The organism is Streptomyces sp. NPDC127119 (assembly GCF_042677425.1).
GTDB lineage: Bacteria > Actinomycetota > Actinomycetes > Streptomycetales > Streptomycetaceae > Streptomyces.
This window is the reverse complement of record NZ_JBHXTO010000091.1, coordinates 13,223-39,396: the sequence shown is the minus strand read 5'-3', so window position 1 is coordinate 39,396 and position 26,174 is coordinate 13,223. Positions and strand designations below refer to the sequence as shown.

The 26,174-nt window shown below is 70.1% G+C and carries 22 protein-coding genes; 9 read left to right on the top strand and 13 right to left on the bottom strand.

The features are described 5' to 3' along the window. The first annotated feature begins 145 nt into the window (after positions 1-145). A complete protein-coding gene (locus tag ACFVH5_RS30270) occupies positions 146-2,161 on the top strand; it encodes a CocE/NonD family hydrolase (protein WP_385836892.1) in 2,016 nt (671 codons plus the stop codon). After that, positions 2,128-2,808, top strand: a complete 681-nt coding sequence (locus tag ACFVH5_RS30265) for a TetR/AcrR family transcriptional regulator (RefSeq protein ID WP_384813702.1) — start codon at positions 2,128-2,130, stop codon at positions 2,806-2,808. The genes ACFVH5_RS30270 and ACFVH5_RS30265 overlap by 34 nt, the downstream gene beginning before the upstream one ends. A gap of 56 nt (positions 2,809-2,864) precedes the next feature. On the opposite strand, the gene ACFVH5_RS30260 is transcribed toward ACFVH5_RS30265, so the two are convergent. Together ACFVH5_RS30260 and ACFVH5_RS30255 are read right to left on the bottom strand one after the other, a co-directional pair. Further along, positions 2,865-3,827, bottom strand: coding sequence for an SGNH/GDSL hydrolase family protein (locus ACFVH5_RS30260; protein WP_385836891.1), 963 nt, complete (start codon positions 3,825-3,827; stop codon positions 2,865-2,867). Positions 3,828-3,930: 103 nt separating this feature from the next. Continuing rightward, the gene (locus ACFVH5_RS30255; protein ID WP_385836890.1) at positions 3,931-5,331 is read right to left on the bottom strand and encodes a pyridoxal phosphate-dependent decarboxylase family protein; all 1,401 of its coding nucleotides are present in this window, start codon (positions 5,329-5,331) and stop codon (positions 3,931-3,933) included. A gap of 276 nt (positions 5,332-5,607) precedes the next feature. Between ACFVH5_RS30255 and ACFVH5_RS30250 the strand changes: the two genes are divergently transcribed. After that, on the top strand, positions 5,608-6,303 hold the full coding sequence (locus ACFVH5_RS30250; protein WP_385836889.1) for a L,D-transpeptidase family protein: 696 nt from the start codon (positions 5,608-5,610) through the stop codon (positions 6,301-6,303). A gap of 98 nt (positions 6,304-6,401) precedes the next feature. On the opposite strand, the gene ACFVH5_RS30245 is transcribed toward ACFVH5_RS30250, so the two are convergent. The 3 genes from ACFVH5_RS30245 to ACFVH5_RS30235 form a co-directional block, all read right to left on the bottom strand. Further along, complete coding sequence (locus ACFVH5_RS30245; RefSeq protein ID WP_385836888.1) at positions 6,402-6,821, bottom strand: hypothetical protein; 420 nt, start codon at positions 6,819-6,821, stop codon at positions 6,402-6,404. A gap of 156 nt (positions 6,822-6,977) precedes the next feature. Continuing rightward, complete coding sequence (locus ACFVH5_RS30240) at positions 6,978-7,772, bottom strand: sensor histidine kinase (RefSeq protein WP_385836887.1); 795 nt, start codon at positions 7,770-7,772, stop codon at positions 6,978-6,980. Further along, on the bottom strand, positions 7,769-8,038 hold the full coding sequence (locus tag ACFVH5_RS30235) for a hypothetical protein (protein ID WP_385836885.1): 270 nt from the start codon (positions 8,036-8,038) through the stop codon (positions 7,769-7,771). Before ACFVH5_RS30235 ends, ACFVH5_RS30240 begins: the two co-directional genes overlap by 4 nt. Before the next feature lie 273 nt (positions 8,039-8,311). Here ACFVH5_RS30235 and ACFVH5_RS30230 point away from each other — a divergent pair, with 273 nt between their 5' ends. From ACFVH5_RS30230 to ACFVH5_RS30220, 3 genes are all read left to right on the top strand, one after another. Next, positions 8,312-11,275, top strand: coding sequence for a BTAD domain-containing putative transcriptional regulator (locus ACFVH5_RS30230; protein WP_385836884.1), 2,964 nt, complete (start codon positions 8,312-8,314; stop codon positions 11,273-11,275). A gap of 409 nt (positions 11,276-11,684) precedes the next feature. Next, on the top strand, positions 11,685-13,550 hold the full coding sequence (locus tag ACFVH5_RS30225; protein ID WP_385836883.1) for a RiPP maturation radical SAM C-methyltransferase: 1,866 nt from the start codon (positions 11,685-11,687) through the stop codon (positions 13,548-13,550). Positions 13,551-13,570: 20 nt separating this feature from the next. Next, positions 13,571-14,998 carry a S8 family serine peptidase gene (locus tag ACFVH5_RS30220; protein ID WP_385836882.1) on the top strand — a complete coding sequence of 476 codons (1,428 nt, stop codon included), beginning with the start codon at positions 13,571-13,573 and terminating at the stop codon, positions 14,996-14,998. 71 nt (positions 14,999-15,069) lie between these two features. Here the strand turns inward: ACFVH5_RS30220 and ACFVH5_RS30215 are convergent, their stop codons facing one another. After that, positions 15,070-15,768, bottom strand: coding sequence for a hypothetical protein (locus ACFVH5_RS30215; RefSeq protein WP_385836881.1), 699 nt, complete (start codon positions 15,766-15,768; stop codon positions 15,070-15,072). A 244-nt stretch (positions 15,769-16,012) separates the two neighbouring features. Here ACFVH5_RS30215 and ACFVH5_RS30210 point away from each other — a divergent pair, with 244 nt between their 5' ends. Further along, positions 16,013-16,720, top strand: a complete 708-nt coding sequence (locus ACFVH5_RS30210; RefSeq protein ID WP_385836880.1) for a response regulator — start codon at positions 16,013-16,015, stop codon at positions 16,718-16,720. 70 nt (positions 16,721-16,790) lie between these two features. Here the strand turns inward: ACFVH5_RS30210 and ACFVH5_RS30205 are convergent, their stop codons facing one another. The 4 genes from ACFVH5_RS30205 to ACFVH5_RS30190 form a co-directional block, all read right to left on the bottom strand. Then, positions 16,791-17,993 (bottom strand): Gfo/Idh/MocA family protein, encoded by a 1,203-nt coding sequence (locus ACFVH5_RS30205; protein WP_385836879.1) that lies wholly within the window; start codon positions 17,991-17,993, stop codon positions 16,791-16,793. A 65-nt stretch (positions 17,994-18,058) separates the two neighbouring features. Continuing rightward, the gene (locus ACFVH5_RS30200) at positions 18,059-19,408 is read right to left on the bottom strand and encodes an ABC transporter substrate-binding protein (protein ID WP_385836878.1); all 1,350 of its coding nucleotides are present in this window, start codon (positions 19,406-19,408) and stop codon (positions 18,059-18,061) included. Positions 19,409-19,418: 10 nt separating this feature from the next. Beyond that, positions 19,419-20,339, bottom strand: a complete 921-nt coding sequence (locus tag ACFVH5_RS30195) for a carbohydrate ABC transporter permease (RefSeq protein ID WP_385836876.1) — start codon at positions 20,337-20,339, stop codon at positions 19,419-19,421. Positions 20,340-20,356: 17 nt separating this feature from the next. Continuing rightward, positions 20,357-21,328, bottom strand: a complete 972-nt coding sequence (locus tag ACFVH5_RS30190) for a carbohydrate ABC transporter permease (protein WP_385836875.1) — start codon at positions 21,326-21,328, stop codon at positions 20,357-20,359. Between the two features lie 173 nt (positions 21,329-21,501). On the opposite strand from ACFVH5_RS30190, the gene ACFVH5_RS30185 reads away from it, so the two are divergent. Next, the gene (locus ACFVH5_RS30185; protein ID WP_385836874.1) at positions 21,502-22,704 is read left to right on the top strand and encodes an ROK family protein; all 1,203 of its coding nucleotides are present in this window, start codon (positions 21,502-21,504) and stop codon (positions 22,702-22,704) included. Between the two features lie 118 nt (positions 22,705-22,822). Further along, on the top strand, positions 22,823-23,035 hold the full coding sequence (locus ACFVH5_RS30180; protein ID WP_385836873.1) for a hypothetical protein: 213 nt from the start codon (positions 22,823-22,825) through the stop codon (positions 23,033-23,035). 75 nt (positions 23,036-23,110) lie between these two features. Here the strand turns inward: ACFVH5_RS30180 and ACFVH5_RS30175 are convergent, their stop codons facing one another. From ACFVH5_RS30175 to ACFVH5_RS30165, 3 genes are read right to left on the bottom strand one after another with little or no spacing between them, the layout of a single operon-like run. Next, positions 23,111-23,938: a carbohydrate ABC transporter permease gene (locus ACFVH5_RS30175; protein ID WP_385836872.1), complete on the bottom strand. Its 828-nt coding sequence runs from the start codon at positions 23,936-23,938 to the stop codon at positions 23,111-23,113. Next, positions 23,935-24,828 (bottom strand): carbohydrate ABC transporter permease, encoded by an 894-nt coding sequence (locus ACFVH5_RS30170; protein ID WP_385836871.1) that lies wholly within the window; start codon positions 24,826-24,828, stop codon positions 23,935-23,937. Before ACFVH5_RS30170 ends, ACFVH5_RS30175 begins: the two co-directional genes overlap by 4 nt. Then, a complete protein-coding gene (locus ACFVH5_RS30165; RefSeq protein WP_385836870.1) occupies positions 24,818-26,164 on the bottom strand; it encodes an ABC transporter substrate-binding protein in 1,347 nt (448 codons plus the stop codon). Before ACFVH5_RS30165 ends, ACFVH5_RS30170 begins: the two co-directional genes overlap by 11 nt. Positions 26,165-26,174 lie beyond the last annotated feature (10 nt).

Sequence of the window (26,174 nt, the reverse complement as noted above, 5' to 3'; positions counted from 1 at the left end):
CCGCCGGTCCGGCTGTATCTCAGCCCGTCCGGCGTTTGAGGACCGGGGGTTCGGGGGCCGGCCCCCGAGGCAGTGACGGGACGGGTAGGGGCGGCGGGGGCGAGAACACCGCATCTGTGCCCGAGCAACACAAGGAGCCAAGAAGTTGAAATACCGCGAGCACTTCGACCGGCAGGTCACCGTCGAGGACGTGTGGATCCCCACCAGGGACGGACGGACCCACCTGCACGCCCGCATCTGGCGCCCCACGGACGCCGAAACGACCCCCGTCCCCGCACTCCTCGAATACCTCCCCTACCGCAAGACCGACTGGACGGCCCCCAGGGACGCCCAACGCCACCCCTGGTACGCGGGCCACGGCTACGCCTCCGTCCGCGTGGACATCCGGGGCCACGGCGACAGCGAGGGCACCCCCGGCGACGAGTACGACGCCCAGGAACTCGCGGACGGCGTGGACGTCGTCAACTGGCTGGCCGAGCAGCCCTGGTGCACCGGCAAGGTCGGCATGTTCGGCATCTCCTGGGGCGGCTTCAACGCCCTCCAGATCGCCGCCCTCGCCCCCGAACCCCTCAAGGCGATCGTCACGGTCTGCTCGACGGACGACCGCTACGACAACGACGTGCACTACATGGGCGGCGCCGTCCTCGGCGTGGACATGCTCGCCTGGGCGGGCACGATGCTCGCGTTCGCCTCCCGCCCGCCGGACCCCACCAGCGTGGCCGCGGACCGCTGGCTGCCGATGTGGCGCGAGCGCCTCGAAGCCCTCGAACCCTTCCTGCACACCTGGCTGGCCCACCAGCAGCGCGACGACTACTGGAAGCACGGCAGCGTCTGCGAGGACTACACGGCGATCGACGCGGCGGTCCTCGCCGTCGGCGGCTGGAACGACCCGTACCGGGACACCGTGCTGCGCCTCGTGGAGCACCTGCCCGACGACCGCGTACGCGGGCTGGTCGGACCCTGGTCGCACCAGTACCCGGACCGCGGCCTGCCGCCCGGCCCCGCGATCGGCTTCCTCCAGGAGACCCTGCGCTGGTGGGACCAGCACCTGAAGGACGAGGACACCGGCATCATGCACGAGCCGCTGCTGCGCGCCTGGCTCAACGACCCGGTCCCGCCGTCCACTTCGTACGACGTGATGCCGGGACGATGGGTCGGCGAGTCCGACTGGCCTTCCCCGAACGTCAGTTGGGACGCGCGGCCCCTGGGGCGGGGCACCACCCCCGTCCTCGTACGCTCGCCCCAGCACACCGGGCTCGACGCCGGCCGGTTCTTCCCGTTCGGCAACGCGAGCGATCTGCCGCCCGACCAGCGGGAGGAGGACGGCCGTTCGGTGTGCTTCGACTCGGAGCCGTTGCCCGAACGGGTGGAGATCCTCGGCCGCCCGCGCGTCCGGCTCCGCCTCGACAGCGCCGCACCCCGCGCCCATGTCATCGCCCGGATCTGCGACGTGGCCCCCGACGGCTCGTCCACGCTCGTCACCCGCGGTGTCCTCAACCTGCTCAGCAGGCACGGGCGAGACCGGGCCGAGGAGTGGACCCCGGGGACGTACGGGACGGTGGAGTTCGAGCTGAATGGTGTCGGGTACGCCTTCCCGCCCGGACACCGTGTCAGGGTCGCCGTCTCCGACACCTACTGGCCCTGGGTGTGGCCGCACGGCGAGCGCGGTGAGCTGACCGTGCTGCCCGCCGAGAGCGCCGTACTCCTCCCCGTGCGGGACCCCGCGTCCGACGAGGGCCGCGCGCCCATCCGTTTCGAGGAGCCCGAGCAGGCCGTGCCGCTGGCCGTCGAGCACGAGCGGGCCGCCGATCCGGGGCCGGAGCGGCTGGTCACGCACGACGTCGCCAAGGGGGAGTGGACGCTGGAGGTCGACCCCAACTACGGCGGCTCCCGGGTCTATCCGGACGGGCTGCGCTACGAGGAGAGCGCCCGCGAGACGTACCGCATCCGCTCCGACGACCCCCTGTCCGCGCGGGCGGTCTCCGAGTGGACGATCCGGCTGCGGCGCGGCGACGACTGGGACGCTGAGATCATCACGCGTACGGAGCTGCGGGCCACGGCCACGGAGTTCATCATGGACAGCCGGATGGAAGCACGGTCGGACGGAGAGACAGTGGTCAAGCGCGCATGGCACCGCACCACCCCGAGGACGTCCGCGTGAAGGCCGCGAAGACGCCCCGCCGTGCGGTCGCCGCGGCCGACCGCACGCGTCAGCCCACCGAGGTCCGCCGCCGGCTCATCGTGGAGGCGGCCGTCCCGCTCATCGCCGAGCGCGGCTACGCGTCCGTGGGCGTACGGGACGTCGCCGCCGCGGCCGGGGTGTCGGTGGGCACGGTCACCTATCACTTCGGCTCGGTCCAGGAGATCCTGTCCGAGGCCATGGTGCTGAACATCGAGCGCTACTACGCGGCACTGAACGAGGCCGCCGAGGAGGCGTCCGGCGGCGCCGAGGCACTGCGGCTGCTGATCGACGCGCTGTTCACGGAGGACACCGACCGGCACTGGCGGATGTGGTTCGACTACTGGAGCGCGGGCGACCGCGACCAGGACCCCGAACAGGCCTTCGCCGGCGGCCAGGCCCAACGGTACGAGGACTGGCACGGCCAGATCCGCGCCCTGGTCGAACGGGGCGTCGCCGACGGCGAGTTCGTCTGCGCCGACCCGGCCGGGTTCACCGTCCGCTTCGCCGCCCTCTCCGACGGCCTGGCCCTGCAGCGGCTGCGGCAGGCACCGCCGCTGAGCACGGAGGACGCGCGCCGGCACATGTACCGGCTGGTGGAGACGGAACTGGGAACCGGCGGACGCTGAGGCCGGTACCCGAGGGCGGTACCTGACTCCGGTACCCGAGGCCGGTGCCCTGCTCTTCAGCCCGCAGGCGCGGCCATGGCCCGGCCGATCGCCCGGCTGATCGCCCGGGTGATGCGCAGGATGCCGGGGGAGCGGACCGGGCAGGGCTTGGGCGTCGACGTGGTGGGTGCCAGGCAGAAGTGCAGGTAGTCGTCGGCGCGGTGCAGTGCGGTGCGGCCACTGGCCGGCTGGGTGCAGTACGCGCCGTGCTCACGCTCGTACGCGGTGCACGGCAGGTACTGGGTCCAGGTGTAGCGGGCCGAGGCCGCGCTCACCGCCTTCCCGGCGTCCGCGAGCAGATCGCCGGAGGCCCGCGCCTGCCGCTCGTACACCGCGTTGACCCGCCGGACCCGGTCGGGAGTGATCGGGTCGGGGCCCTGGAGCACCCAGACGATCTTCGATCCGGTTGCGGCGTCCGCGATCTGGTCCGTCAGCCGCCCGGCGTCCGCGGTGTAGCGCGCGAAGTACCTGTCCCGCTCCTTGTCGTACGTGATGCCGTCCATGCAGGGCGTGTAGCCCCACGCGTTGCCCCAGAACTGGAGCACCACGAAGTCCGGCCGCAGCCGGCGCACCAGGGCTGCGGCCTTGTCCTTCGGCGGGACGAGGGAGTCCTCGCCGCTGCCCTCCAGGTAGTCGCACAGCGTGGTGCCGGAGTACGGGGCGCTGGTGTAGCGCGCGCTCTCCTCGTCCCGCAGGAGTCCGCCGAGGACCTTCTGGTTCTCCATGGCGAGGGAGTCGCCGAGGTAGAGGACGGTGGGGCGCTGGGCGGGGGCTCCCTCGGTGTCGGGCTCCCGGGTGCCGGCCCCTCCGGTGTCGGCTCCGCTGCTCGCCGCGGCCGTGGCGGCCGGGCGCTGGTGCGTGGTCGAGGCGGTGGTGGGGGACGAGGGCGTGGACGCGGTCTCGGGCCCCGACGAGGGATCTCCGCACGCGGTGAGCAGCAGTAGTCCCGCCAGCACTCCACCGGTCCACGGCCTGCTCATACGGCAACTCCCGCCCCAGCCACCGAAAACGGCCCCCAGACAAGCACAGGGGGCCGCAAGGCGGAAGAGCCGGGGCGGCCGGCGCCTGCCGGGACCGCGTTGTTCAGGCCTCCGGTGCGCCCGCCGCCCGCGTCACGGCCGCGAGCACCCGGTCCGTGTCGGCCGCGGACGTCCGCCAGTTGCTGAACGCGGCCCGCAGCGCATGGGTCCCGTCCAGGAAGGTCGGCGTCAGGAACGCCTCGCCGGACTCGGCGACCGACCGGCCCAGCGCGTGCACCCGCTCCTCGGTGGCGGCCCCGGCGAGGGTGAAGCAGACGACGTTCAGCCGGACCGGCGCGAGCAGGCGCAGCCCCGGTACGCGCGCGATCCCCTCGCCGAGCCGCCGGGCCTCGGCCACGTTCCGCTCGACGATCTCGCGATGCCCCTCGCGGCCGTACGCGGCGAGCGAGAACCAGGCCGGCAGCGCGCGCAGCCGACGCGAGTTCTCCGGCGTGAGATGCACGAAGTCGGGCTCCCCGGTGGGCAGTCCGAGGTAGGGCGACGCGTTGTGGAAGACCCGCACCTGCAGTTCCCGGTGGCGGGTGAACTGCACGGCCGCGTCGTACGGGACGTTGAGCCACTTGTGCAGATCGACGCATACCGAGTCGGCGGCGTCGATGCCGTCGGTCAGGTGCGCGTGCTCGGGGGACAGCGCGGCGAACCCGCCGAAGGCGGCGTCCACGTGCAGCCAGAAGTCGTACCGCTCCTTGAGTGCCGCGATCGCCCGCAGATCGTCGAAGTCGACCGTGTTCACCGTCCCCGCGTTGGCCACGACGACGGCCGGGCGCCCGTCCAGCGCTTCGAGCGCCTCGGCCAGCCGTGCCACGTCGACCGCCTCCCGGCCGCCGGGCAGCACCGGCACCGTACGCAGCCGGTCGCGGCCGATGCCCAGGACGGACAGGGCCTTGGGGATGCTGGAGTGCGGGCTGCCGGAGAGCACGTCGACCGGGCCGAGCGCGCCGGCGCCCGCCTCGGACACGCGGATCCCCTCGCGCTCGCCCAGCCACTCGCGCGCCAGGGCGAGACCCACGGTGTTCGACATGGTCGCGCCCGTCACGAAGGCGCCGCTGTGTGCCTCGCCGAGCCCGAACAGCTCCCGCAGCCAGCCCAGCGTCTCCCGCTCCAGGGCCGCCGCCGAGGAACCGTCCCCGCCGGCGGCGTTCTGGTCGTAGGCGCTGGTCAGCCAGTCCCCGGCGACCGCGGCCGGGGTCGCGCCACCGGTGACGAAGCCGAGATAGCGGGGTCCCGCGGTGGCGGCGAAGCCGGGCGCCCACCGCTCGGCGAACCGGGTGAGGGCGCCCTCCGCACCGGCGCCCTCGGCTGGAAGGGGTCGCGGATCCGGCGCCTTGCCCTGCTGGACCACGGGCCGTGCCGCGACCTCCGACACCTCGCGGGCGGCGAAGTCACGGGCGGACTGGAGGAGTTCGGGGAGCCGGGAGAGATCGTCGGCGAGTGCGGGATGCATGGCGGCAGCGTAGGCGGGCAGCCGACGGGGCAGCAGGAGCCAATCGCAGAGAACTGGCCCCTCCCCGGCTAACCGGACCCGCCTCGCATCGGGGAGATTCGCTCGCGTAGCGTCCCGTACCGAATGACCCGGTTCAAGATCATGTCACCGTTTCGTTCCAGCCGGTCCGGCACCACAACCGATCTCCCGTGCCGCGTGTCTAGCTGGCAGAGATCGACCGGATCGAAGCGGAACCGAAGAAGAACCGAAGCGGAATCGAAGAGGAAAGGCCTGATCATGGGGGACATGCGCAGACGGGCAGCCGTCGCACTGGGGATCACCGGGATGGTGGTGCCGCTGACCGTCGCACTGGGCGTGACGCCCGCGCAGGCGGCCAGTTGCACCACGTCGAGCGGCCCGTACCAGAAGAAGGTCGAGAAGTTCCTCGGCCGACCGGTCGACGGCAAGCAGTCCGCCAACGACTGCAAGGCGATCAAGGCCTTCCAGACCAAGCACGGCATCACCCCGAACATCGGCTACGCCGGCTCCGTCACCTGGGGCGTGATGGACCTGATGACCAAGCAGAAGGCCGTCGGGACGAACCCTAACAAAGACGGCAAATGCCCGGTCAACAAGGGCCGTATCGCCTGCGTGAACCTGACGCTCCAGCTCAGCTGGATCCAGGACGGCAAGAACCTCGTGTACGGACCGGTGCCGGTGCGCACGGGCCGCAACGGATACGAGACCCGTACCGGCCTGAAGAAGATCTACTGGCGGCACATCGACCACGTCTCGTCCATCTACGACGTGCCCATGCCCTACAGCCAGTTCTTCGACGGCGGCCAGGCCTTCCACTCGGTCGGCGTCAGCATGTGGAACCCGCCCGGCTCGCACGGCTGCGTCAACATGACGACCGCGACCGCCAAGAAGTACTGGTCGCTCCTGAAGAAGAACGACGACGTCTACGTGTACGGCCGCAAGCCGGGCACCTGAGCCGCACCGACCACGTGCAGCGGGCGAACGCCCACGTCCCGCCCCACCGGTGAGGCGGGACGGGACGCGGACTCCCCCCTGCGGAAATGGTCAGTCGGTCAGAGCAGGACGTTCACGGTGCCGACGTTCACATAGCCGCCCAGCGGCGCGGGCGACCCGGCGGGATTGCGGTAGGCCAGCGAGGCGACGAGCGAATAGGTGCGCCCGGCCTGCAGCGACGACAGGACGATCTCCTGCCGGTAGTCGGGACTGCCGTTCAGCGGGACGGGCACCGGCGCCGAGGGCTCGTTGAAGTCGTGCGGGCCGCCGATCTCGTCCACGCTGACATGCAGGTTCCAGGTGCCCGCCAGCAGCGGCACGAGGAACCCGGTGAGGTTCCACTCGACCCGTACGGTGACCGGCGTGCCCTTGTTGACGACGTCGGCGGGGTTGCCGCCGGGGTCCAGGACGATGGCGCTGATGCGGCCGTCGAGTGCCGTGGTCGGGACCGGAAGGGACTGGAAGGTTCCAGAGGCCATGCGATGACTCCTTGTCGGGAACTGCCCGGTTGTGGACACCTCCCACGGTGCGGCGCCCGGCCCGTCCGGAGCAGAGGCAGGCGTCCTGTCCGGGGCGGGACGCCGTCCCGGCAGCCGTGGGACGCGCTCGGGCAGCAAGGGGCCTGCGGAACTTGTTCAGGCCGCTTGAGGCAGCGGGAGGTGTACGCGCACTTCGGTGCCGCTGCCCCGGCCCGTACGGACGGAGAGGGTCCCGCCCGCGGCTTCGGCGCGGTGCCGAATCGACGTCAGACCCACCCCGGCCGTCGCGCAGGCGATACCGCGTCCGTCGTCGGCGATCGTGACCAGCAGCGAGCGGGGCCCTGCGGCGAGGGTGACCCGTGCGTGCCGGGCGTCGGCGTGCCGCACGACATTGGTCATCGCCTCCGTGACGATCCGGTACACCGCGCTCTCCACGGCCGAGGGCAGTGCGGGCAGCGCGCACGTCACGATCTCGACGGCCGTCGGCGGCGGAACAAACCGGGCGTGGTCGCGCAACGCCTCGACGAGCCCGAGCGAGGCGACCGCGGCGGGAGGCAGCGCGTCCACCAGTCGGCGCACCTCCACCACGGCGTTGGAGACCTCGGCGCCGATCCGGTGCACCAGAGTGCGCTCGACGTCCAGACCGCGCCCCTCCAGCCGGTCCGACAGAGCCTGGGCACACAGCGCTATACCCGACAACAGGGGCCCGAGCCCGTCGTGGAGGTCCTGACGGATCCGGGTGCGCTCCACGTCGACGGCCTGCCGAACGCGTGCGTCGGACGGGCTGCGGCGCAGCAGGGCGGGGACCACGGCGGTGATCGCCGCACACAGTGCCCCGATGCCGTAGAGGGCCAGAGCCACGTCGGCCTGCGCCGAGAAGCAGCCGACGGCGGCGAGCTGCAGGGCCAGCCAGATCGGCACGGCCACGACGGCGCGCGTCCTGCTCCTCACGCGTGGGGCGTCCTCACCGTGTGCCCGGCCGTCCGCGGGTGAGCGGCCAGTACCTGGCGCAGTGCCCAGCGCATCCGCGGCACGGCGGTCTCCGGGCGCTCGCCGTAGGCGCACGCGAGTGTGCCCGCGCAGCCGCGGCTGCCGCCGTTGCGCCGGATCGCCCGCCTGATCGCCTCGGTGATCTCGGTCCTCGTCGGCTCGGATCCGGTGACCAGGTCACTGCTGAACAGCGCCTCGGCCCGGGCCGCGGTCAGTAGGTCGGTCATGGTCTCCCCCGTGCTCGTGGATGGCTGAAGCCGATGTCGAAGCCGGCGCGATGCCGGGGTCCAAGTCCGTGTCGGCGTCGCAGTCGGCGGTGATGCCGGTGTGGAGGGGGCCGAGTGGGAGGGGATGCGTCACCTCCCGCCCGGCCCCTGACACCAGGCTGCGGGCCGGGGTTGCAGTCCCCGCTGCACGAGCCGTTGCAGTCCGGGCAGCGGTGTTCACACCGGTTTGGCGCTAGCGTGGACGGCAGGTGCCGCCTGAGGTGGGAGCCCGTGATGACTGGGCCGGAGCCGTTCACCGGACTGCGTTTTCAACTGCTCGGACCGCTGCGGGCGTGGCGGGGTACGACCGAGCTGGACCTGGGACAGATGCAGCAGCGTGTCGTGCTCGCGGTACTGCTCCTGCACGCGGACACCCCGATCGGCCGGGACCAGCTCGTCGACGCCGTGTGGGGATGGGCCGTACCGGCGCGCGCGGCCAACCTGCTGCAACGGCACGTCTCCGGACTGCGCCGCGTCCTGGAACCCGAACGTCCGCCGCGGGCGCCGTCGGGGCTGCTGGCGTGGACCGAGGCCGGGTATCTGCTCACGCTCGGACCGGCGCGGTTGGACGTGCGGGCCTTCGACGATCTCATCGAACGGGCGCACGCGGCCCGAGCCAGGGGCGACCCGGCCGGAACGTCCGAGGCACTACACACGGCCTTGGATCTGTGGCACGGCCGACTCTGCGAGGGCATGACAGGACCGCTGGTCGACGCCGAGCGCGACCGGCTCGCGGAGCGGCGCCTGAGCGTCCTGGAGGAACGCATCGAGGTCGACCTGTCCCTCGGCGACGACTTCGACCTCGTGGGCGAGATACACCGGCTCACCGTCGAGCACCCGCTGCGGGAGGGCTTCCACGGTCTGCTCATGCTGGCCCTCCACCGCGCCGGGCGGCAGGCGGAGGCGCTGGCAGCCTTCCACCGCGCCCGCCGCCTGCTGCGCGACGAACTCGGCATCGAGCCGGGGCAGCGGCTGCGCCGCCTGCACGCGAGGATCCTGGCCGACGACCCGGAGCTGGTCGAGGGCGCGGACAGCCAGAGGCAGACCGCGGCGCCGGCCCGGGACACGCCGCGTGACACCGCCGGCACCGGCCTGCCGACGGTCGTGGTGCCCGCGCAACTCCCGCACCCCGTCACCGGTTTCGTCGGCAGGCGTGAGGCGATCGCCAGGCTCGACTCCTTCCTGCCGGGAGCGGGTACGGGTACGGGTACGGGAGCGGGCGTGGACGTGGGTCCGGGGCTCGGCGGCGACGGCGGAACCGTGGTCATCACGGCGATCGGCGGCACGGCCGGGGTCGGCAAGACCACCCTGGCCGTGCACTGGGCCCACCGCGTCCGCGAGCGCTTCCCCGACGGGCAGCTCTACGTCAACCTGCGCGGCTTCGACCCGAGCGGCAGCGCCATGCATCCGGCCGAGGCGATCCGGGGATTCCTGGACGCGCTCGGTGTGCCGGCCCAGCGCATCCCCGTCGAGACGGACGCCCAGGCGGGCCTCTACCGCAGCCTGCTGGCGAACCGGCGCATGCTCGTCGTCCTGGACAACGCACAGGACGCGGACCAGGTACGCCCCCTGCTGCCCGGCTCACCGGAGTGCTTCAGCGTCGTCACCAGCCGCAATCTGCTCACCGGACTGATGATCACCCACGGGGCTCAGCCGCTCGGCCTGGGCCTGATGTCCCACGTCGAGGCGAAGGACGTACTGGCCCGCCGTATCGGCACGGACCGTCTCGCAGCCGACCCCGACGCGGTGCGGGAGATCATCGCCTCCTGTGCGCGCCTTCCGCTCGCCCTGGCCATCGTGGGAGCCCACGCCGCCACCCGCCGGCAACAGCCGCTCGAAGCATTGGCGAAGGAACTGCACGCTGCGGGCAGCACGCTGGACCTGCTCGACGGCGGCGACTCCGCCACCAACGTCCGGAAGGTGTTCTCCTGGTCCTACGAGCGCCTTTCCGAACAGGCCGCACGACTGTTCCGGCTGCTCGGACTGCACCCCGGCCCCGACATCGGCACGGTCGCCGTGGCGAGCCTGGCCGGGGTGCCCCTCGGCCGGGCCCGGACGCTACTGGCGGAACTGACCGGCAGCCACCTTCTGGTCTCACCGTCGGGCGACCGCTACGAACTTCACGACCTGCTGCGCGCCTACGCCGGCGAACTCGCCCTGAGCCGGGACCTGCCCGCCGACCGGCTGGCCGCGCTGCACCGCATGCTCGACCACTATCTGCACAGCGCCTACCAGGCCAGCCTCTACGTGAGTCCGTACCGGGACGACCCCATCACTCTCGTCGCGCCGCTGCCACCGGTCACCGGTGAGCACTTCGCGGATCACGACGAGGCGCTGTCGTGGTTCCTGCGGGAACACCCGGTGCTGCTGGCGGTGCAGCAGGAGGCCGCGCACGGCCAGTTCGACACCCACGTCTGGCAACTGGCCTGGGCGCTGCAGCCCTACTTCGACCGAGCCGGACACTGGCACGACTCCGCCGCCGCACACGAACGGGCCCTGGAGGCCGCACGCCGTGAGGGGAGCGCGCACGGCAAGGCCGTCAGCCATGGATGCCTGGCCTATGCGTACATGCGGCTCAGCCGGTATGAGGACGTCGCCACCCACATGCGTCAGGCACTCGACCTGTACGAGGCGCTCGGAGACGTCCTCGGTCAGGCGCACGTGCATCGGACGCTTTCCTGGCTGAAGGACGAGCAAGGGCAGTACGAAGAAGGGCTCGGCCATGCCCGCAAAGCGCTGGAGTCCTTCGAGGCGGCCGGCCACCGCACCGGCCGGGCGCGGGCGCTGAACGCGGTGGGGTGGTTCTGCTCGCGACTCGGCCGTCACCAGGAGGCGCTGAGCCACTGCGCGGTGGCGCTCGACCTGCTGGAGGAGGCGGGGGACCGGTTCGACCAGGCCGACACCCTGGACAGCCTCGGCCACATCCACCTCGACCTCAAGCAGTACGAGCAGGCCGCGGAGAGCTACGAGCGGGCGCTCACCATCTACCGGGAGATCGGCGACCTGTACAACGAGGCCGACACTCTCTCGTCCCTCGGCGACGTACTCCTGGCCACCGGTGACCGGGGCGCGGCGGGGGCGGCGTGGGGGAGGGCGGCGGCGCTTCTGGAGGAACTCGGACACAGGCAGGCGGCGCAGGTACGGGCGCGGCTCGCCGCCGAAGCGGAGGCCGACTCGTCGGAAAACAGGGCCCCTTGACGGAAGAGTGTCCCGCCACCAGACTCCCCGGCGTTCAGTGCTGCCCATGAATGTTCGGAAAGGGGCGTCGTGGACGGGAAAACAGTTGATTGGCAGGACATCGAGCGTCTTGCGAACTTGATGGTGCGAGCGGGGGACGACTTCTCCGAGGACGACAAAAGGGCATTGGAATTAGTGTTCGAAGCTGCGGGTGATCAACTCACCGGCAGGACGGAAGCGCAGCTGTTGGGCACCCGATTCAAAAAGGGGCGCAACTCCCGAAGGTCCCGGGCCGCGTTCAAGGTCAGCCGCCTCTACTCGGCACAGGACGACGACGGGGACGACGGCGACGGTCGGGGCGACCGGTCCGCGAACGAGCCACCGAGGCCCGGGCCGACCAGGAAGTAGCCCGGGCCCCGAGATGTCGACCGTGAGCGATCCGCGGCGCACGGAGTGGCCTGTCGTCCTGGTGTGCATGCCCTTCATGGACGACCGGCGCCCTTCCCTCCAGGCAGGGCTGCTGAGCGCCCTGGCTCGGGCACATGGATTTCCGGCGACCACTCTCCACGCCAACCTGGATTTCGCCGCAGGTCTTGGAGCCGACATGTACCGCGCGCTCGCCGACAACTCCGGACAGCTGATCGGGGACTGGCTGTTCTCCCTGGAGGCGTTCGGCGCTGCCGCGCCCGACCCGGGGAACGAGTTCCTCGACGCGTACGCCGAAGATCTCGCACCCGTCCTCGGTGTCTCTGTCGACCGGCTGCGCGAGCGACTTCTGCGCATCAGGCGCGATGACGTTCCCGCCTATCTCGACGCCCTCGTCGAGGCGTACCCGTGGGACCGCTTCCGCGTAGCCGGCTTCACCTCGACGTTCCAACAGAACGCGGCCTCCATGGCGATGGCCCGACGGCTCAAGAGCCGCCATCCGCAGTTGTTCACCCTCTTCGGCGGCGCCAACTTCGACGCCCCCATGGGGCCGGAATGGGTAAGGACGGTCCAAAGCATCGACGCGGCGGTCATCGGGGAGGCGGACGCCGCCTTCCCGCTGCTGTTGTCCGCGTTGGCTGAAGGCCGTGACCTCGACGCCGTCCCGGGGCTGGCCCGCAGGAAGGCCGGGCGCGTGGTGACGGCAGCGCCGGTACCGCTGACCGGGAATCTCGACGGCCTGCCGATGCCGGACTACGACGAGTACTTCCAACGTGCCGAGAACCTCCGCCTGCAGCCGCGCAGGGAGTCCCGCACCGTCTACATTCCTCTGGAGACGGCCCGCGGCTGCTGGTGGGGGATGAAACACCACTGCACCTTCTGCGGCCTCAACGGGGAGGCCATGCACTTCCGCTCCAAATCGGCCGGGCGAGTTCTCGAAGAATTCGCCCACCAGACCCGCCGTTACGGGAGTTTCCGATTCGAGGCGGTCGACAATATCCTCGACACGCACTACTTCCGCACTTTGTTTCCCGCTCTGGTGGACAGCGGCGCACACTACGAGATCTTCTACGAAGTGAAAGCCAATCTGTCCCGAGGTCAGATCAAACTGCTCGCCGACGCCGGTGTTTCACAGATCCAGCCCGGAATCGAGTCGTTGAGTTCCCGGGTGCTGAGTCTTATGCGCAAAGGTGTGACGGCCGCGCAGAACGTCAACCTCCTGCGCTGGGCGCGCCATTACGGGATGGACGTGCAGTGGAACCTTCTCTGGGGATTTCCTGGCGAAAGCCCGCGGGACTGCTCCGAGCAGGCCACCGCTCTACGGAACCTGTGGCATCTGACACCGCCGGCGGACTTCGGCCGTCTCACCATGGAACGGTACAGCCCACTGTTCGCCGACCCGGACAAGATCCTGCGCGACCTGCGCCCTGAACCCGCCTACGCACGGGTGTATCCCGAGGAGATCGATCTCGGCCTCGTGGCGTACTTCTTCCGCTGTGAGATCGAGGGAGCTCTCCCCGACGCCGACTACAAGTCCCTGCGCGAGGCGGTCGCCGACTGGCGCGACGCGTGGCAGGGCGACGCAGGTCCGCCCCTACTGGAGTACCGACAAGCGCCGCACTACGTCCAGATCCACGACGGCAGACGGAAGGAAGACGAAGGCACCTACGTCCTCGAAGGCCCGACAGCCGATCTGTATCTCGCCTGCTGCGACCGCCCCGTGACGGCGGCCGCGGTCCACGAGCGGCTGGGACTGAGCGGACCGGTGGACGAGGTGCAGCACGTCCTGAACGAATTCGCGGAGGCCGGGCTCGTCTTCAGGGACGGCCCCAGGAACGTGGCTCTGGCCGTCCCGGCCACCCGGCCCTGACTCATCGGGGGTACCCGCTCATGGCCTACAGCATCGAAAACCGCCTGCCCTCCAAGGTGTATGCGCACGCGTCGCCCCTCTCGCGAGGCGGGGTGTCCCTCTGTGACGCCGGCACGGTCACGACGGAGAACGTGGAGCAGTTCGTCTCGGACGACGCCGTGGTCCAGCGCGCCAAGGCGGAACTGTCCGGCGCCGGATTCACCGTCCTCGACGCTCCCGACGACAGCAGCACGGTGAGCATCAACATCGTCGCCCCACCGGACGTCTACGAGGACTACTTCGAGACGATCCTGGTGACGGATGAGCGTGAGGTCATCCAGCCGGGCGCGGTGAACCTGCGCAGGACCCGTACGTACATCGACACGGCCAGGGCCGATCTGCCCGGTCTCATCTCGACGGAAGGGCTGCCGTCGGCCCAGTTCTTGGAAGGCGTGGCCCTGGAGCAGCCGGCCACCACGCTGCGCGGCGCCGCTCCCGTGCCGAAGCCCGACTACTGGCATCTCACCACGGACCAGGTCGCCGAGTACCTGGGCGCGCGCAAGGTGCACAAGCAGCAGATTCTGGGCACGGGCGTCCGGCTGACCATGGTGGACAGCGGATGGGAAGAGCACCCGTACTTCATCGAGAGGAAGCTGAGGGGCACGGTTCTGCTGGGGCCGGGTACCAGCGACCGGGAGATCGACGAGGACGGACACGGCACCAGTGAGTCGGCCAACGCGTTCGCGGTGGCACCCGGCATCGACTTCACCATGGTCAAGGCCCTCGACACCAACCTGCTCGGGGCGTTCATCGAGGCGGCCCGGCAGAGTCCCCAGCCACAGATCATCAGCATGAGCCTGGAGTACGACCGCAAGGCGGACCTGGCGGCCCTCGATCCGTTCCTGGCGGCGGCGGTGTCCCTCGCGGTCAAGAAGGGCATCGTCGTGGTGTGCGCCGCGGGCAACGGCCACTACGCGTTCCCAGCCCAGCATCCCGACGTGATCGCCGTCGGGGGAGTCTACCGGGACGAGTTCGACCAGTTGGAGGCGTCGAACTACGCCAGCGCGTTCACCAGCGCGTTCTACCGGGGGCGCAAAGTCCCCGACGTGTGCGGTCTCGTGGGGATGCGCCCGGACGCGACCTACATCCTGCTGCCCACTCCCCGTGGCTCCACGATCGACCAGGAGCAGTCGAGGAAGGCCTCGGACGGCACAACACCCGGCGACGGCTGGGCGCTGCTGAGCGGCACGTCCGCAGCCGCTCCGCAGGTGGCAGGGGTCTGCGCGCTGTTGCTGCAGCAGAACCCCTCTTTGTCACCGGGCAAAGTCAAGCAGCTGCTCATAGGGACTGCCCGTCCGGTGGAACGGGGGTGGAGCAATCAGGACACCGGTGGCCGGTCCGCCCGTGACGGTGCGACAGGAGCGGGGCTCGTGAGCGTCGACAGGGCGATGACCCTGTTGACGGATTGATGGGATCCGACGCGGTTCGTGTCCCTCGCTGTTCCAGCGGGAGGGACACGAACCGCGTGACAGAGAAGCGATCAGTCCCTCCGCGCCGACGCAGCCGTCCGGACATCCGGATCCTGCGCGGCACGACGCAACTGCAGCCTGAGCGCCTGCACATGGTCGAACAGCTCCTGGGTGCGCCCGGCGTACCGGCGGCCGGCCTCGCAGACGAGCACGGCCAGCGCACCGAGCAGGACGGGCAGATAGACGTTCTCCGGCAGCGGCTCGCTGTCCCTGTGACTCACCAGCACCGCGTTGGTGAGGAGCAGCGTCCCGGTGTACAGGGCGCTCGTGACCCAAAGGGCCCGTCCCGCGCGGTCGTGGAGGCGGTGCGCCATGGCGACGGCGACGGCGAACACCCCGGGAACCAGGATCGGAAGGCCGCGCAGAGCGACCGAACGGTAGACCTCCGACTGGTCACTGGGATGCTTGCCGCTCCAGTAGCCGAGGCTGCCCAGCCCCACCCAGGTTGCCACCAGGTCGAGGAGGCAGAACGCGGCGGTCCCGAGTGCCACGGTCAGGACGACCGTGGTGCGGCTCGGCTCTATCCTCGGCGGCGGACCGATGATCCGGGGGCGGTCGCCGGGCGGCCCGGCGGCCCGCCGGCAGTCGGCGTTGGTGGAGCGCTGCAGCACGGGCAGGCCGGCCAGGATCAGTCCGGCCGCGCAGGCGGCGAGCTGGGCGATCTGCTCGGCGTCCTTCGTGTGCAGCAACAAGGTGAGGGCGGCGGCCACCAGGGGAGGAAGGGACTGCAGGGCGGCTGTCGTCCGAGGCGTTACGGCGAACTGGGGTGGGAAGTTCGGCAAGGTGCTCCCTCGGTTCCGGTGCCGGGCTCGGCACGAGTGCTCGCCATCGTCGGCCGCGCGCCGCGTCGCCGTCCTGATGCACAGGTCCCGTCGGCGCCGGGAGGACGGTCCGCCCTGACCGGGACACGCCCTCCGCCGCTGGGCACGCACGGGTCAGGATCGGGAAGCGGCGATGAACACCGGAGCTGACGGCGGCCCGGCCGACGGTACGGACAAAGGTGCCGTCCGCGTCGTCATCGCCGACGACCACCCCATGTACCGCTACGGCCTGGCCGCCGTGCTCGCCACCAGCGGGACCGTGGACGTCGTGGGCGAGGCCGGCAACGGCGACGACCTGCTGGCGGCCGTCGACCGCACGGCACCCGACGTCGTGGTGACCGACCTGGCCATGCCGGGTCTGGACGGCACCGCGGCCACGCGTGCCCTGCTGGCCCGCCACCCGTCCCTCGGTGTACTGGTGCTGACGATGCACGAGGACGACCAGGCCCTTTTCGGGGCGCTGCGGGCCGGAGCCCGGGGGTACCTCCTCAAGGACGCCGACAGCGCGGACATCGTCCGGGCCGTGCTCACCGTCGCCGCCGGGGACGCGGTCTACGGCCGGGCGGTGGCCCACCGCATCGTCGCCTTCTTCACCGGAGCCCATCGCGCGTACGCCGCCCAGGTCTTCCCCGAACTGACCGAGCGCGAACGGGAGGTGCTGGACCTGGTCGCTCTCGGGCACGGCAATCACCAGATCGCCGGGCGGCTGGTCCTGTCGGAGAAGACGGTCCGCAACCATGTCTCCGCCATCCTGTTCAAGCTCCAGGTCTCGGACCGAGCCGCGGCCGTCGCACGGGCCCGAGACGCAGGGATCGGTGGGTCCCCGACCTCGTCCGAATGAACCAGGATGCCGGGGTCACGTGAAGGGGGCCGGTGCCGCCCGGCACCGGCCCCCTTCACGAGAAGACCGCTCACACCTGAGGCGCGTCCCCGAAGTCCGGGATCTCCAGGCGGGCCCCGCCCTGCCGTGCCGACTCGTGGGCGATGATGCCCGGGAGGGTGTAGCGGGCGGCCACCCACGCGTTCACCGACGGCAGGGTGCGGGTGTTGACGGCGGTCACGAAGTCGTCCACCAGGAAGTGGTGGCTGCCCTCGTGGCCGTTGTGCAGGTTCTCGAACTCCTTCGGCAGCCGCGACCGGTCGTGCACCGGGGCCGACCCCGAGGTGAAGGCGGCCCGCAGCTCCGGCGCGATGTTCTGCAGTGAGGGGTCGTCGGGGGACATGGTGGGCTTGGGCTCAAGCAGTTCGCTGATGTCCTTGACCCCCTTCTTGTCCTGCCAGAACGCCACCGTGGCGAGCTGCTCCATGCTGGCGTCCGTCCCGAAGAACCGGAAACGCGACTCCCGGATGTGCGAGGGGTAGCCCACCCGCCGGAACTCGTTGGTGCGGAACGAGCCGCCGCCCGCGACCTCGAACAGTGCGGTGGCGTTCGAGAAGTCGTTGCCGAACTGGCTGATCTCCTCGTCGAAGACCCCGTCCCCGCGGTCGTCCCTGACGCCGATCGCGGACACGCTCACCGCGTGCGTCTGCCAGGCCCCGAGGACCCCGCCCACCGAGTGCGTGGGGTAGAGCAGCGGGGGATAGCTGGCGGTCGCCTTCCAGTTCTCGCCGCCGCTGTACTGGTAGGCCTCGTAGAACCCGAGGTCCATGTCGTGCACGTAGTCGCCCTCGGCGTAGAAGAGCCGGCCGAAGGAGCCGTCCGCGATCTGGTTGCGGGCATGGACGGTCGCCGGGTTGTACTGGCTGGTCTCACCCATCATGTAGGTCAGCCCGGTGGCCCGTACCGTGTCGATGATCGAGGCGATCTCCTCCTGGGTGATCGCCATCGGGACCGCCGAGTAGACGTGCTTGCCGGCGTTCAGGCCCTGGATCACCAGCGGGCCGTGGGTCCAGCGCTGGGTGAAGATCGCGACGGCGTCGACCGCCTCCGACTCCAGCATCGCCTGGTACGAGGGGAAGGTGCCCGCCAGCCCTTCGGCGGCGGCCAGTTGCTCGGCGCGCTCCGGCAGCAGATCGGTGACGTACACGTCGCCGACACCCGGGTGGGCAAGGAACAGCTTCGCGAACTGGCCGGAGAACTGGCCGGCGCCGACGATGCCGAGGGAGAACGTCATGGAGTGTGTGCCTTTCGGAGTGGTACGAGTCACCGGCCGAGCCGGAGTCCGGGTCACGGCCCGGGTCACTGGCCGAGGATGAAGTTGATCTGGTCGTTGGTCTTGGTCAGGCCCTTCACCGGGGCGTTGTTGGCGAAGACGTCCTGCATCGCGGGGCGCATCAGGGCGTACACGTCCGCCGCGTAGTCCGTGACAGGGAACGAGAAGGTGGTGAAGTCCTTCTTGTCCGCGACCGGCCCCGTGAAGGCGGACACGTCGATGTCCTTCTTCTTGTACGCGGCCACGGCCGCCTCGGTGCCGCCCGGGGTCGCGGGGAAGACGATGCCGTAGCCGCCGACGGTCCGCTGGCACTCGTCGGAGGACAGGTACCGCACCCACTTCTTCGCGCCCGCCATGTTGTGGGCGTTCCTGGTGATGGAGTCGGCGAGGCCGTTCATCATGGTGGCCCGCTTGCCGGTCGGACCGGCCGGGGTGACGGCCGTACCCACGTCGAGGCCCTTGGTGCCGTAGTACGTGGAGATCATCCAGGCGCCGTCGAAGGCGGTCGCCGCCCTGCCGGAGGCGACCTGGGCGTTGGCCGGGTTGGCACCGTCGGTGTAGTCGGTGAACGGGGCGAGGTAGCCCTTCTTCGCGAGGCCGAAGTACCAGTCGACCACCTTCTGGAAGGTCTTGCTGTCGTACTGGTACTCGGTGCCCCAGCGCGCCTTGTCCGTGTAATTCCAGCCCGCCGAGGCGGCGAACGGGCTCCAGGTGGTCTGCCCGTCGCTGTCGCCGGCGCCGCCGGTGGCGAGTCCGTACACCTCGACGTTGTTCCTGTCGAAGCCCTTTTCGTCGCCGCGCTTGCCGTTCTTGTCGACGGTCAGGTGCGCGATGGCCTTCTCGAAGGTGCCGCCGTCCTCCGGGTTCCAGGAGAGGTCGCCCATCTCCCGGGCGGCCAGCCCGGCCTTCTCGGTCAGCTTCTTGTTGTAGAAGAGGGCGACGGTGTCCCAGTCCTTCGGGGCGCCGTAGCGGTGACCGTTCCGGCCGGTCCAGTTGGCGGCGAGCCCCGGCTGGTAGGCGGACTCGTCGATGCCCAGGTCGTCCAGGGGTTCGAGCACGTTCAGGTCGGCGAACTGCCCGAACTTCTGGATGTGGTCGGTGAACACGTCGGGCTCGGTGCCCGCGATGAAGCTCGCGGTGAGCTTGGTCCAGTAGTCGGCCCAGCCCATCTGCGTGATCTTCACGTCCAGGCCCGGGTTCTGCTTCTCGAAGTCCTTGGCGCAGGCCTGGTAGGCGGGCAGCTGGTTGGAGTCCCAGAGCCAGTACGTCACCGTGTTCGCGCCTGCCCCGGCGGCTCCGCCCTGCGCGCAGCCCGTCACCAGGGACAGCGCCAGCGCCCCGGTCAGTGCCACGGCCGTCCGCGTACGAATTCGCATGCCCGTCCCCTTACTTGATGCCGGTGAAGCTGATGGTGCTGACGATGCGGCGCGCGAAGAAGCCGAAGAGCACGAGCATCGGGAGGGCGGCGATGAGCGTCGCCGCCATCAGGCCGGACCAGTCGTAACCGGTCTGCGGTGTCTGCGCCCGGAAGATTGCCAGGGCCACGGTGAGCACGCGCGAGCTGTCGCTGTAGGAGACCATCAGCGGCCAGAAGTAGTCGTTCCAGGAGGTGATGTACGTCAGTACGCCCAGGGTGAGGATGGGCGAGGACGCCATCGGCAGCATGACGCGGAAGAAGATCCGGATCTTCCCGGCCCCGTCGAGCAGTGCCGCCTCCTCGACCTCCCGGGGCACGTTCATGAAGAACTGGCGCATGAAGAACACCGCGAACGGCGTCATGAACATCGTCGGCAGGGAGATGCCCAGCAGGCTGTCCACCAGGCCGAGTTGCTTGATGAGGACGAAGTTCGGCAGCAGCGTGAAGATGGTGGGCACCATCAGCCCGGCCAGGAACAGCCCGAACACCTTGTCCCGGCCGCGCCACCGCAGCCGGGCGAAGGCGTACGCGGCCATGGCGGAGAAGAGGATCTGGCAGACGGTGATCAGGGTGGACACGATCACCGAGTTGAGCAGATAGCGCCAGAACTTCAGTCCGCCGCCCGAACCGCCCTGGGCGATCGCCTCCTCGGTGGACTGCAGGCCCAGCGCCCGCTCGAAACCACCGGTCGTCGGGTCCACGGGCAGCACGTCACCGGGGTGGGCCGCGAGCGCCGTGTTCGAGGACAGCGCGGTGCGCAGGATCCAGTAGAACGGCAGCAGGGTGATGAGGACCATCGCGGCCATCACCGTCCAGGCCAGGACCTTTCCGGGAGAGAGCCTTCGGCGCTCCGGCCGTACCTTCGTCGTCGTTGCCGTCACGGCGGTCATGTCGGTCGCTCCCTTCGTCAGCCGAGGTCGGTCTGACCGGCCCGGGTGAGCCGGTACTGGAGGATGGTGATCGCGCTGAGCACGGCCAGGAGCGCCACGGACATCGCCGAGGCGTAGCCGAACTGGAAGCGGCCGAACGCCGAGCCGTAGATGTAGAACTGGAGCACGTTGGTGGCGTTCGCGGGACCGCCGTTCGTCGTCACCGCCACCGTGTCGAAGACCTGGAACGAGCCGATCACGGTCATGATCAGCACCACTGCCAGCACCGGCCGCAGCAGCGGCATGGTGATGCGCCAGAACATCCGCCACTCGCTCGCGCCGTCCACCTTCGCGGCCTCGTACATGTCGTTCGGGATGGCCTGGAGTCCGGCGAAGAGCAGCAGCGCGGTGTAGCCGACGTGCCGCCACACGTTGATCAGCGCGATCGTCGGGATCGCCCATGTCTCGTCCGCCAGGAACGGGATGCGGTCGAAGCCCAGGCCCGCGATGATCTCGTTGCCGATGCCGAGCTGGGTGTCGAGCATCCACAGCCAGACGATGCCCGCGACGACGTTCGACATCAGGTACGGCGTGAGCACGACCCCGCGCAGCACCGCGGACTGGGTGAGGCGCTGCAGGAGGACGGCGATGGCCAGCGCGGAGACCGTCTGGATGCCGATGTTGATGAACACGTACTCGACGGTGACCTTCAGCGAGTCCCAGAAGATGGGGTCGTTGACCATGCGCCGGTAGTTGTCGAGGCCGACCCACTCGGCCGGGGTCAGCAGATTGAAGCGGGTGAAGCTCAGATAGATGCCGCGCAGGGTCGGCCAGAGCAGGAAGACCAGGAAACCCAGCATGGCCGGCGCGATGAACAGTGCCGCCAGGGCCCCGTCACCGCGGCCGCCGCCGTCGCGTTCTCGCTTCCTGCCGCTCCTGGGCTTCGGAGCTGTCCCCTCGACGTCGCGCGGTGACAGACGCGACGGTGGGCTGCTTGAGGCGACGGTCATCGGGAGACTCCCTCGTCTGCGGCTCGTCCTCGGGCCTTACTTACTTTTGGGCCGAAAGAATCCAGCCGTCAAGAGGTCTGCGCATAACTTTTTCTTCCAGGATCGGATGGGCTTACGTGGCCTGGGATGGCATGATTACTTCTGTACCGAAAGAAACGACGAGGGGGTCGGTCATGACCGCACGCGCCGCCAGCTGGCTGCCGCTCAGTCCCGGTGAGCGCTCCGTGGCGATCGAGGTCCTCACCCGCGGCCCCCTGTCGCGCAGCGACATCGCCCGCCGGCTCGACCTGTCCGCGGGCAGCCTGACCCGGCTCACCAAGCCGCTCATCGAGTCGGGACTGCTGGTCGAGGTCCCCGAGGGCAGCGCGCTCCCCGACGCCGGAGTGCGCCAGGGCAGGCCCTCCCAGCCCCTCGACATCGTCGCCGAGTCCCGCACCTTCATCGGCTTCAAGATCACCGAGGACATGGTCTACGGGGTCGTCACGACCCTCAGGAGCGATATCGTCGCCCGCCACGACCTGCCCCTGTCCGGCCACGATCCGCAGCACGTCGTGGAGGTGCTGCGGGCGGTCACGGAGGAGTTCGCCCGGGATTTCCCGGGCCTCGCCGGGATCGGCATCGGACTGGGCGGGCGCGCCTCGGACCGCTCGGTCGTCGACGAGTCGGCCTTCCTCGGCTGGCACGACGTCCCCCTGGCGCGGCTCCTGGAGGAGCGCACCGGCCTGCCCGTGGTCGTCGAGAACGACGTGAACGCGCTCGTCGAGGCCGAGAGCTGGTTCGGTGCCGGCCGCGGCCTCGACCGGTTCGCGGTCCTCACCATCGGCGCGGGCCTCGGCTACGGCCTGGTCAGCGGCGGCAAGCGGGTGGTGACCGCCGAGGACGGGCGAGGGGTCGGCCGCTTCTGGATGGTGAATCCGAACGGCCCGCTCACACCCGAGGGCGAGCGAGGCAGCGCCATCTCCCTGCTGACCATCCCCAGCATCCGCTACCAGGTCCGGGCCGCCACCGGCCGCGACGTCTCGTACGACGAGGTCCTCGCGCTGGCCGCCGAGGGCGAACCCATGGCCGCCCGGATCGTCGACGAGGCGGCGCGCGCCCTGGGCACCCTCGTCGCGCAGATCGCCAACTTCGCCATGCCCGAGAAGATCCTCCTCGCCGGTGAGGGCGTGGGCCTGGTCGACGTGGCCGGTCCGGTGGTCGAGCAGGCCGTCCTGGCCAACCGGCATCCGCAGGCCGACCCGGTCAACCTGGAGACCAAGGTGTCCGACTTCCACGACTGGGCGCGCGGCGGCGCCGTACTGGCCATCCAGACGCTGGTCCTGGGCTCCGACTCCAACTCCGGGCCCGGCTCCGGCCCTGGCTCCGGTTCCGTCTGACGGTCCGCCCGACACCGCCGTGCCATACGGGGTCTTGACGCCGTGGCCCTTGTCACAGCCGCCGGAAGGCGGTAAGGATCACAGTCTCCACTCACATGGTCTTCACGCACAGCCCCGTATGATTCACGCTATGTCCACCACTCACCGTCGTGCGCCGGGAGCCACGCAGAGATCAGCCGCCGAGGTCAACGAAGAGATCCGGGCCCTGTGGCTCCGGGCCGGCGGAACACTGAGCGGTGAGCAGCGGCGGGACTACCAACGACTGGTCCTGGAATGGGCGGCAGCCGCCCCCCGGCCCGACGCGCACGCCGACTCCACGCAGGCGGCCTGACCGCCCGGTCCGCCTCCGGGCCCCGTCGACGACCCCGCTGCTCCGCCCGCCCCTTCACCGCTCGGCCCGCACCGCTCAGCCCTTCATCGCCCCCTGCAGCAGTCCCGCGAGGAAGCTGCGCTGGAAGACGACGAAGAGGATCAGGATCGGCAGCATCACGATGATCGTCCCCGCCGCCAGTGTGGGGATGTCCGTGCTGTTCTGACCGACGAAGAACCCGAGACCCGCGGGCGCGGTGTGCTTCGTGGTGTCCTGGATGAGGACCAGCACCAGCAGGAACTGGTTCCACGACCACATGAAGACGAGCAGCCCGAGTGTCATCAGGGACGGCCGGGCCAGCGGCAGCAGGATCCGTACCAGGATCGTCGCCGACGAGGCACCGTCCATCCGCGCCGCCTCCACCAGGGACGTGGGCGTCGACAGGAAGTGCGTACGCATCCAGAACACGCTGAACGGCATGAACAGCGCGATCTCCACCAGGATCACACCCAGGTACGAGTTGGTCAGCCCGAGGTTGCGCAGGTCGAAGTAGAGGGGCACCACGATCAGTTCGACCGGGATCGTGAGACCGGCGATGAAGAACGCCGCCATCGCGTTGCCCCCGGGGAGCCTCATCGTGCCCAGCGCGTACCCCGCGAGCGCGGAGAGGACCAGACAGGCGGGCACGACGCCGACCGCGATGATCAGACTGTGCCGGATCAGATGCGAGAACCCGGCCACCGACCACGCCGTCTCGTAGTTGTCCCAGCTCCACCGCTCCGGCCAGGTCAGACCCACCACCGGTGTGCCCGCGGGCTGGAGCGAGGCGAGGAAGACACTGAGGAACGGGATCACGACGACGATCGCCATGACGGTCAGCAGCGCATAGCCGGACCAGCGTTCCGAGCGCGCGACGGTGTTCATGTCCGATCCCTCGACAGTCGGTTGATGAGGTAGACGATCGCGAGTATCAGGACGCCCAGCACGACGGCCAGGGCGGCGGCGAGCCCCACCTTGCCCTCGGAGAACGCCAGCCGGTACACGAGGAGGCCGGGGACCGTCGTCTGCTCGCCGGGACCGCCGTTCGTCGTCACGTACACGATGTCGAAGCTGGCCAGCGCGGCAACGGTCGTCACGGTCATGGCGACGGCCAGTTCACCGCGCAGATGCGGCAACGTCACGGACATGAACTCCCGGACCGGGCCCGCCCCGTCGATCCGGGCCGCCTCGTACAGGCTGGGGTCCACCTTCTGCACACCGCTGAGGAAGAGCATCATGCACAGCCCGCTCAGCACCCAGGTGCCGACGAGCCCCACGGCGATCAGCGCGAAGTCGAAGTCGCCCAGCCACGCCCGCGCCACACTGTCGAGGCCCACCGCGCGCAGCGCCTGGTTGACCACCCCGTCGTCCCCGTACAGCCACCGCCAGGTCACACCGACCGCGACGAGCGGCACGACCTGCGGCAGCATGAACAGGAAGCGGTACGCGCCCATGCCCGGCCGCCGGTAACGGGCCAGCAGACCCGCCGACAGCAGCCCGAGCACGATCGGCACGCAGGAGAAGAACACCACCAGCACCAGGGCGTTGAACACCGAGCGGCGCAGGATCGAGTCCTGGAAGATCTCCGCGTAGTTGCCGAGCCCGACCCATTCGCCGAGCGTGACCCCGTCCCACTCGAACAGCGACAGGTACGCCGTGTGCAGGGCGGGCAGCACCGCGAAGGCGACGTAGACGGCGAACGCGGGCAGCACGTACACGTACCCGCGCCACCGCCTGCGCGCCTCCCGGTTCCGGACGGGCGGCCTACTCCCCATGATGGTCCTCCCACTCGTCCTGAAGAGAGTCGAGGTAGTCGGCCGGCTTCACACGGTCCGCGATGAGTTTCTGGACGCCGGAGCGCAGCCGGTCGAGCATCGCGGGCGCGGCGAAGTCGGGGAACGTCGTGATGCCGTCGTCGGCGACGGCCCGCCGGTGCCCCTCCGCGATGTCCGCGAGCACGCCCGTGGGCTTCTTCACGGCGTCGGGGTTGGGCGGCATGAAGCCGTTGTCGCTGATGATCTGGCCCGCCTCGGGAGAGGTCAGGAAGTCGAGGAACGCGCCTGCCGCCTCGGGGTGTTCGGTCTTGGCCGACACGGCGTAGGAGACGCTGAACCCCGAGGCCACCGTGGGGGAGCCGGCCTGTTCGCCGGGCATCGGGAAGAACCCGACGTTGTCGCCCATGACGGTGGCCAGCTGCCCGGCCGCCCAGTTGCCGTTGATCAGGAAGACGCTGTCGCCCTTGGCGAACTGGGCGGTCGAGTCGACCTGCGCGGTGCCGTTCGCGGACTCGTTGTAGTACCCCTTGCGGCCCCAGTCGATCACGAGTTCGCTGGCCTCGACCGCGGCCGGGTTCTCTATCGTGGCGCCCTTCTTGCCGTTGACCCAGTCCCAGTACTCGTCCGTGGGCATCAGCTGGTTGAGCAGGGCGGCCCACAGATGCAGTCCGCCGGAGTCGAGCGCGCCGACCCCGAGCGGGGTGAGGTCCGCGTCCTTGGCCGCGGCGAGCTGCTTCGCGAACTCGTCCAGCGTCTTCGGCGGAGCATCCATCCCGGCCTTCTCGGCGAGTTCCTTGTTGTAGTAGATGCCGGTCATGGACAGTCCGGCCGGGACCCCGAACAGGGCCCGCCCACCGGTGGCCTCACTGGTCTGCCCCGCCGTGAGCTGGTCGAGGCTGACCGGCGGAATGGCCTTGTCCCAGCCGTACGCCTCCCGGTAGGGCGCCAGATCGAGGATGTGGCCGTCCGCCGCGAGGTCCGTCATGCCGACCGCGTACTGCGCGATGTCGGGAGCGGTGTCGGAGGTCATGGTCAGCTTCAGGTTCTGCACGTAGTCCGAGAACGTCTTGTACTGCGGCTCCACGTCGATGTCGGGGTGGTCCTTCTCGAACGCGGCGATCAGCGCGTCGACCATCAACGGCGCGTCGGCGAACTGGAGATGCAGCGTGACGTCCCCGGCCGGCACGGCGGTCGACGACGGCACGCTGGTGGGGCCGGGCACCGCCGTCGCGCTGCCCGGGGTGAGCGCGTCGCACGCCGCGAGCGGGAGCACGAGGGCGGCGGCGCAGACCGTCGCGGCGATGCGGCGGCGCACCCGGTGTGTGCTGTCCATCATCGGCCTCCTT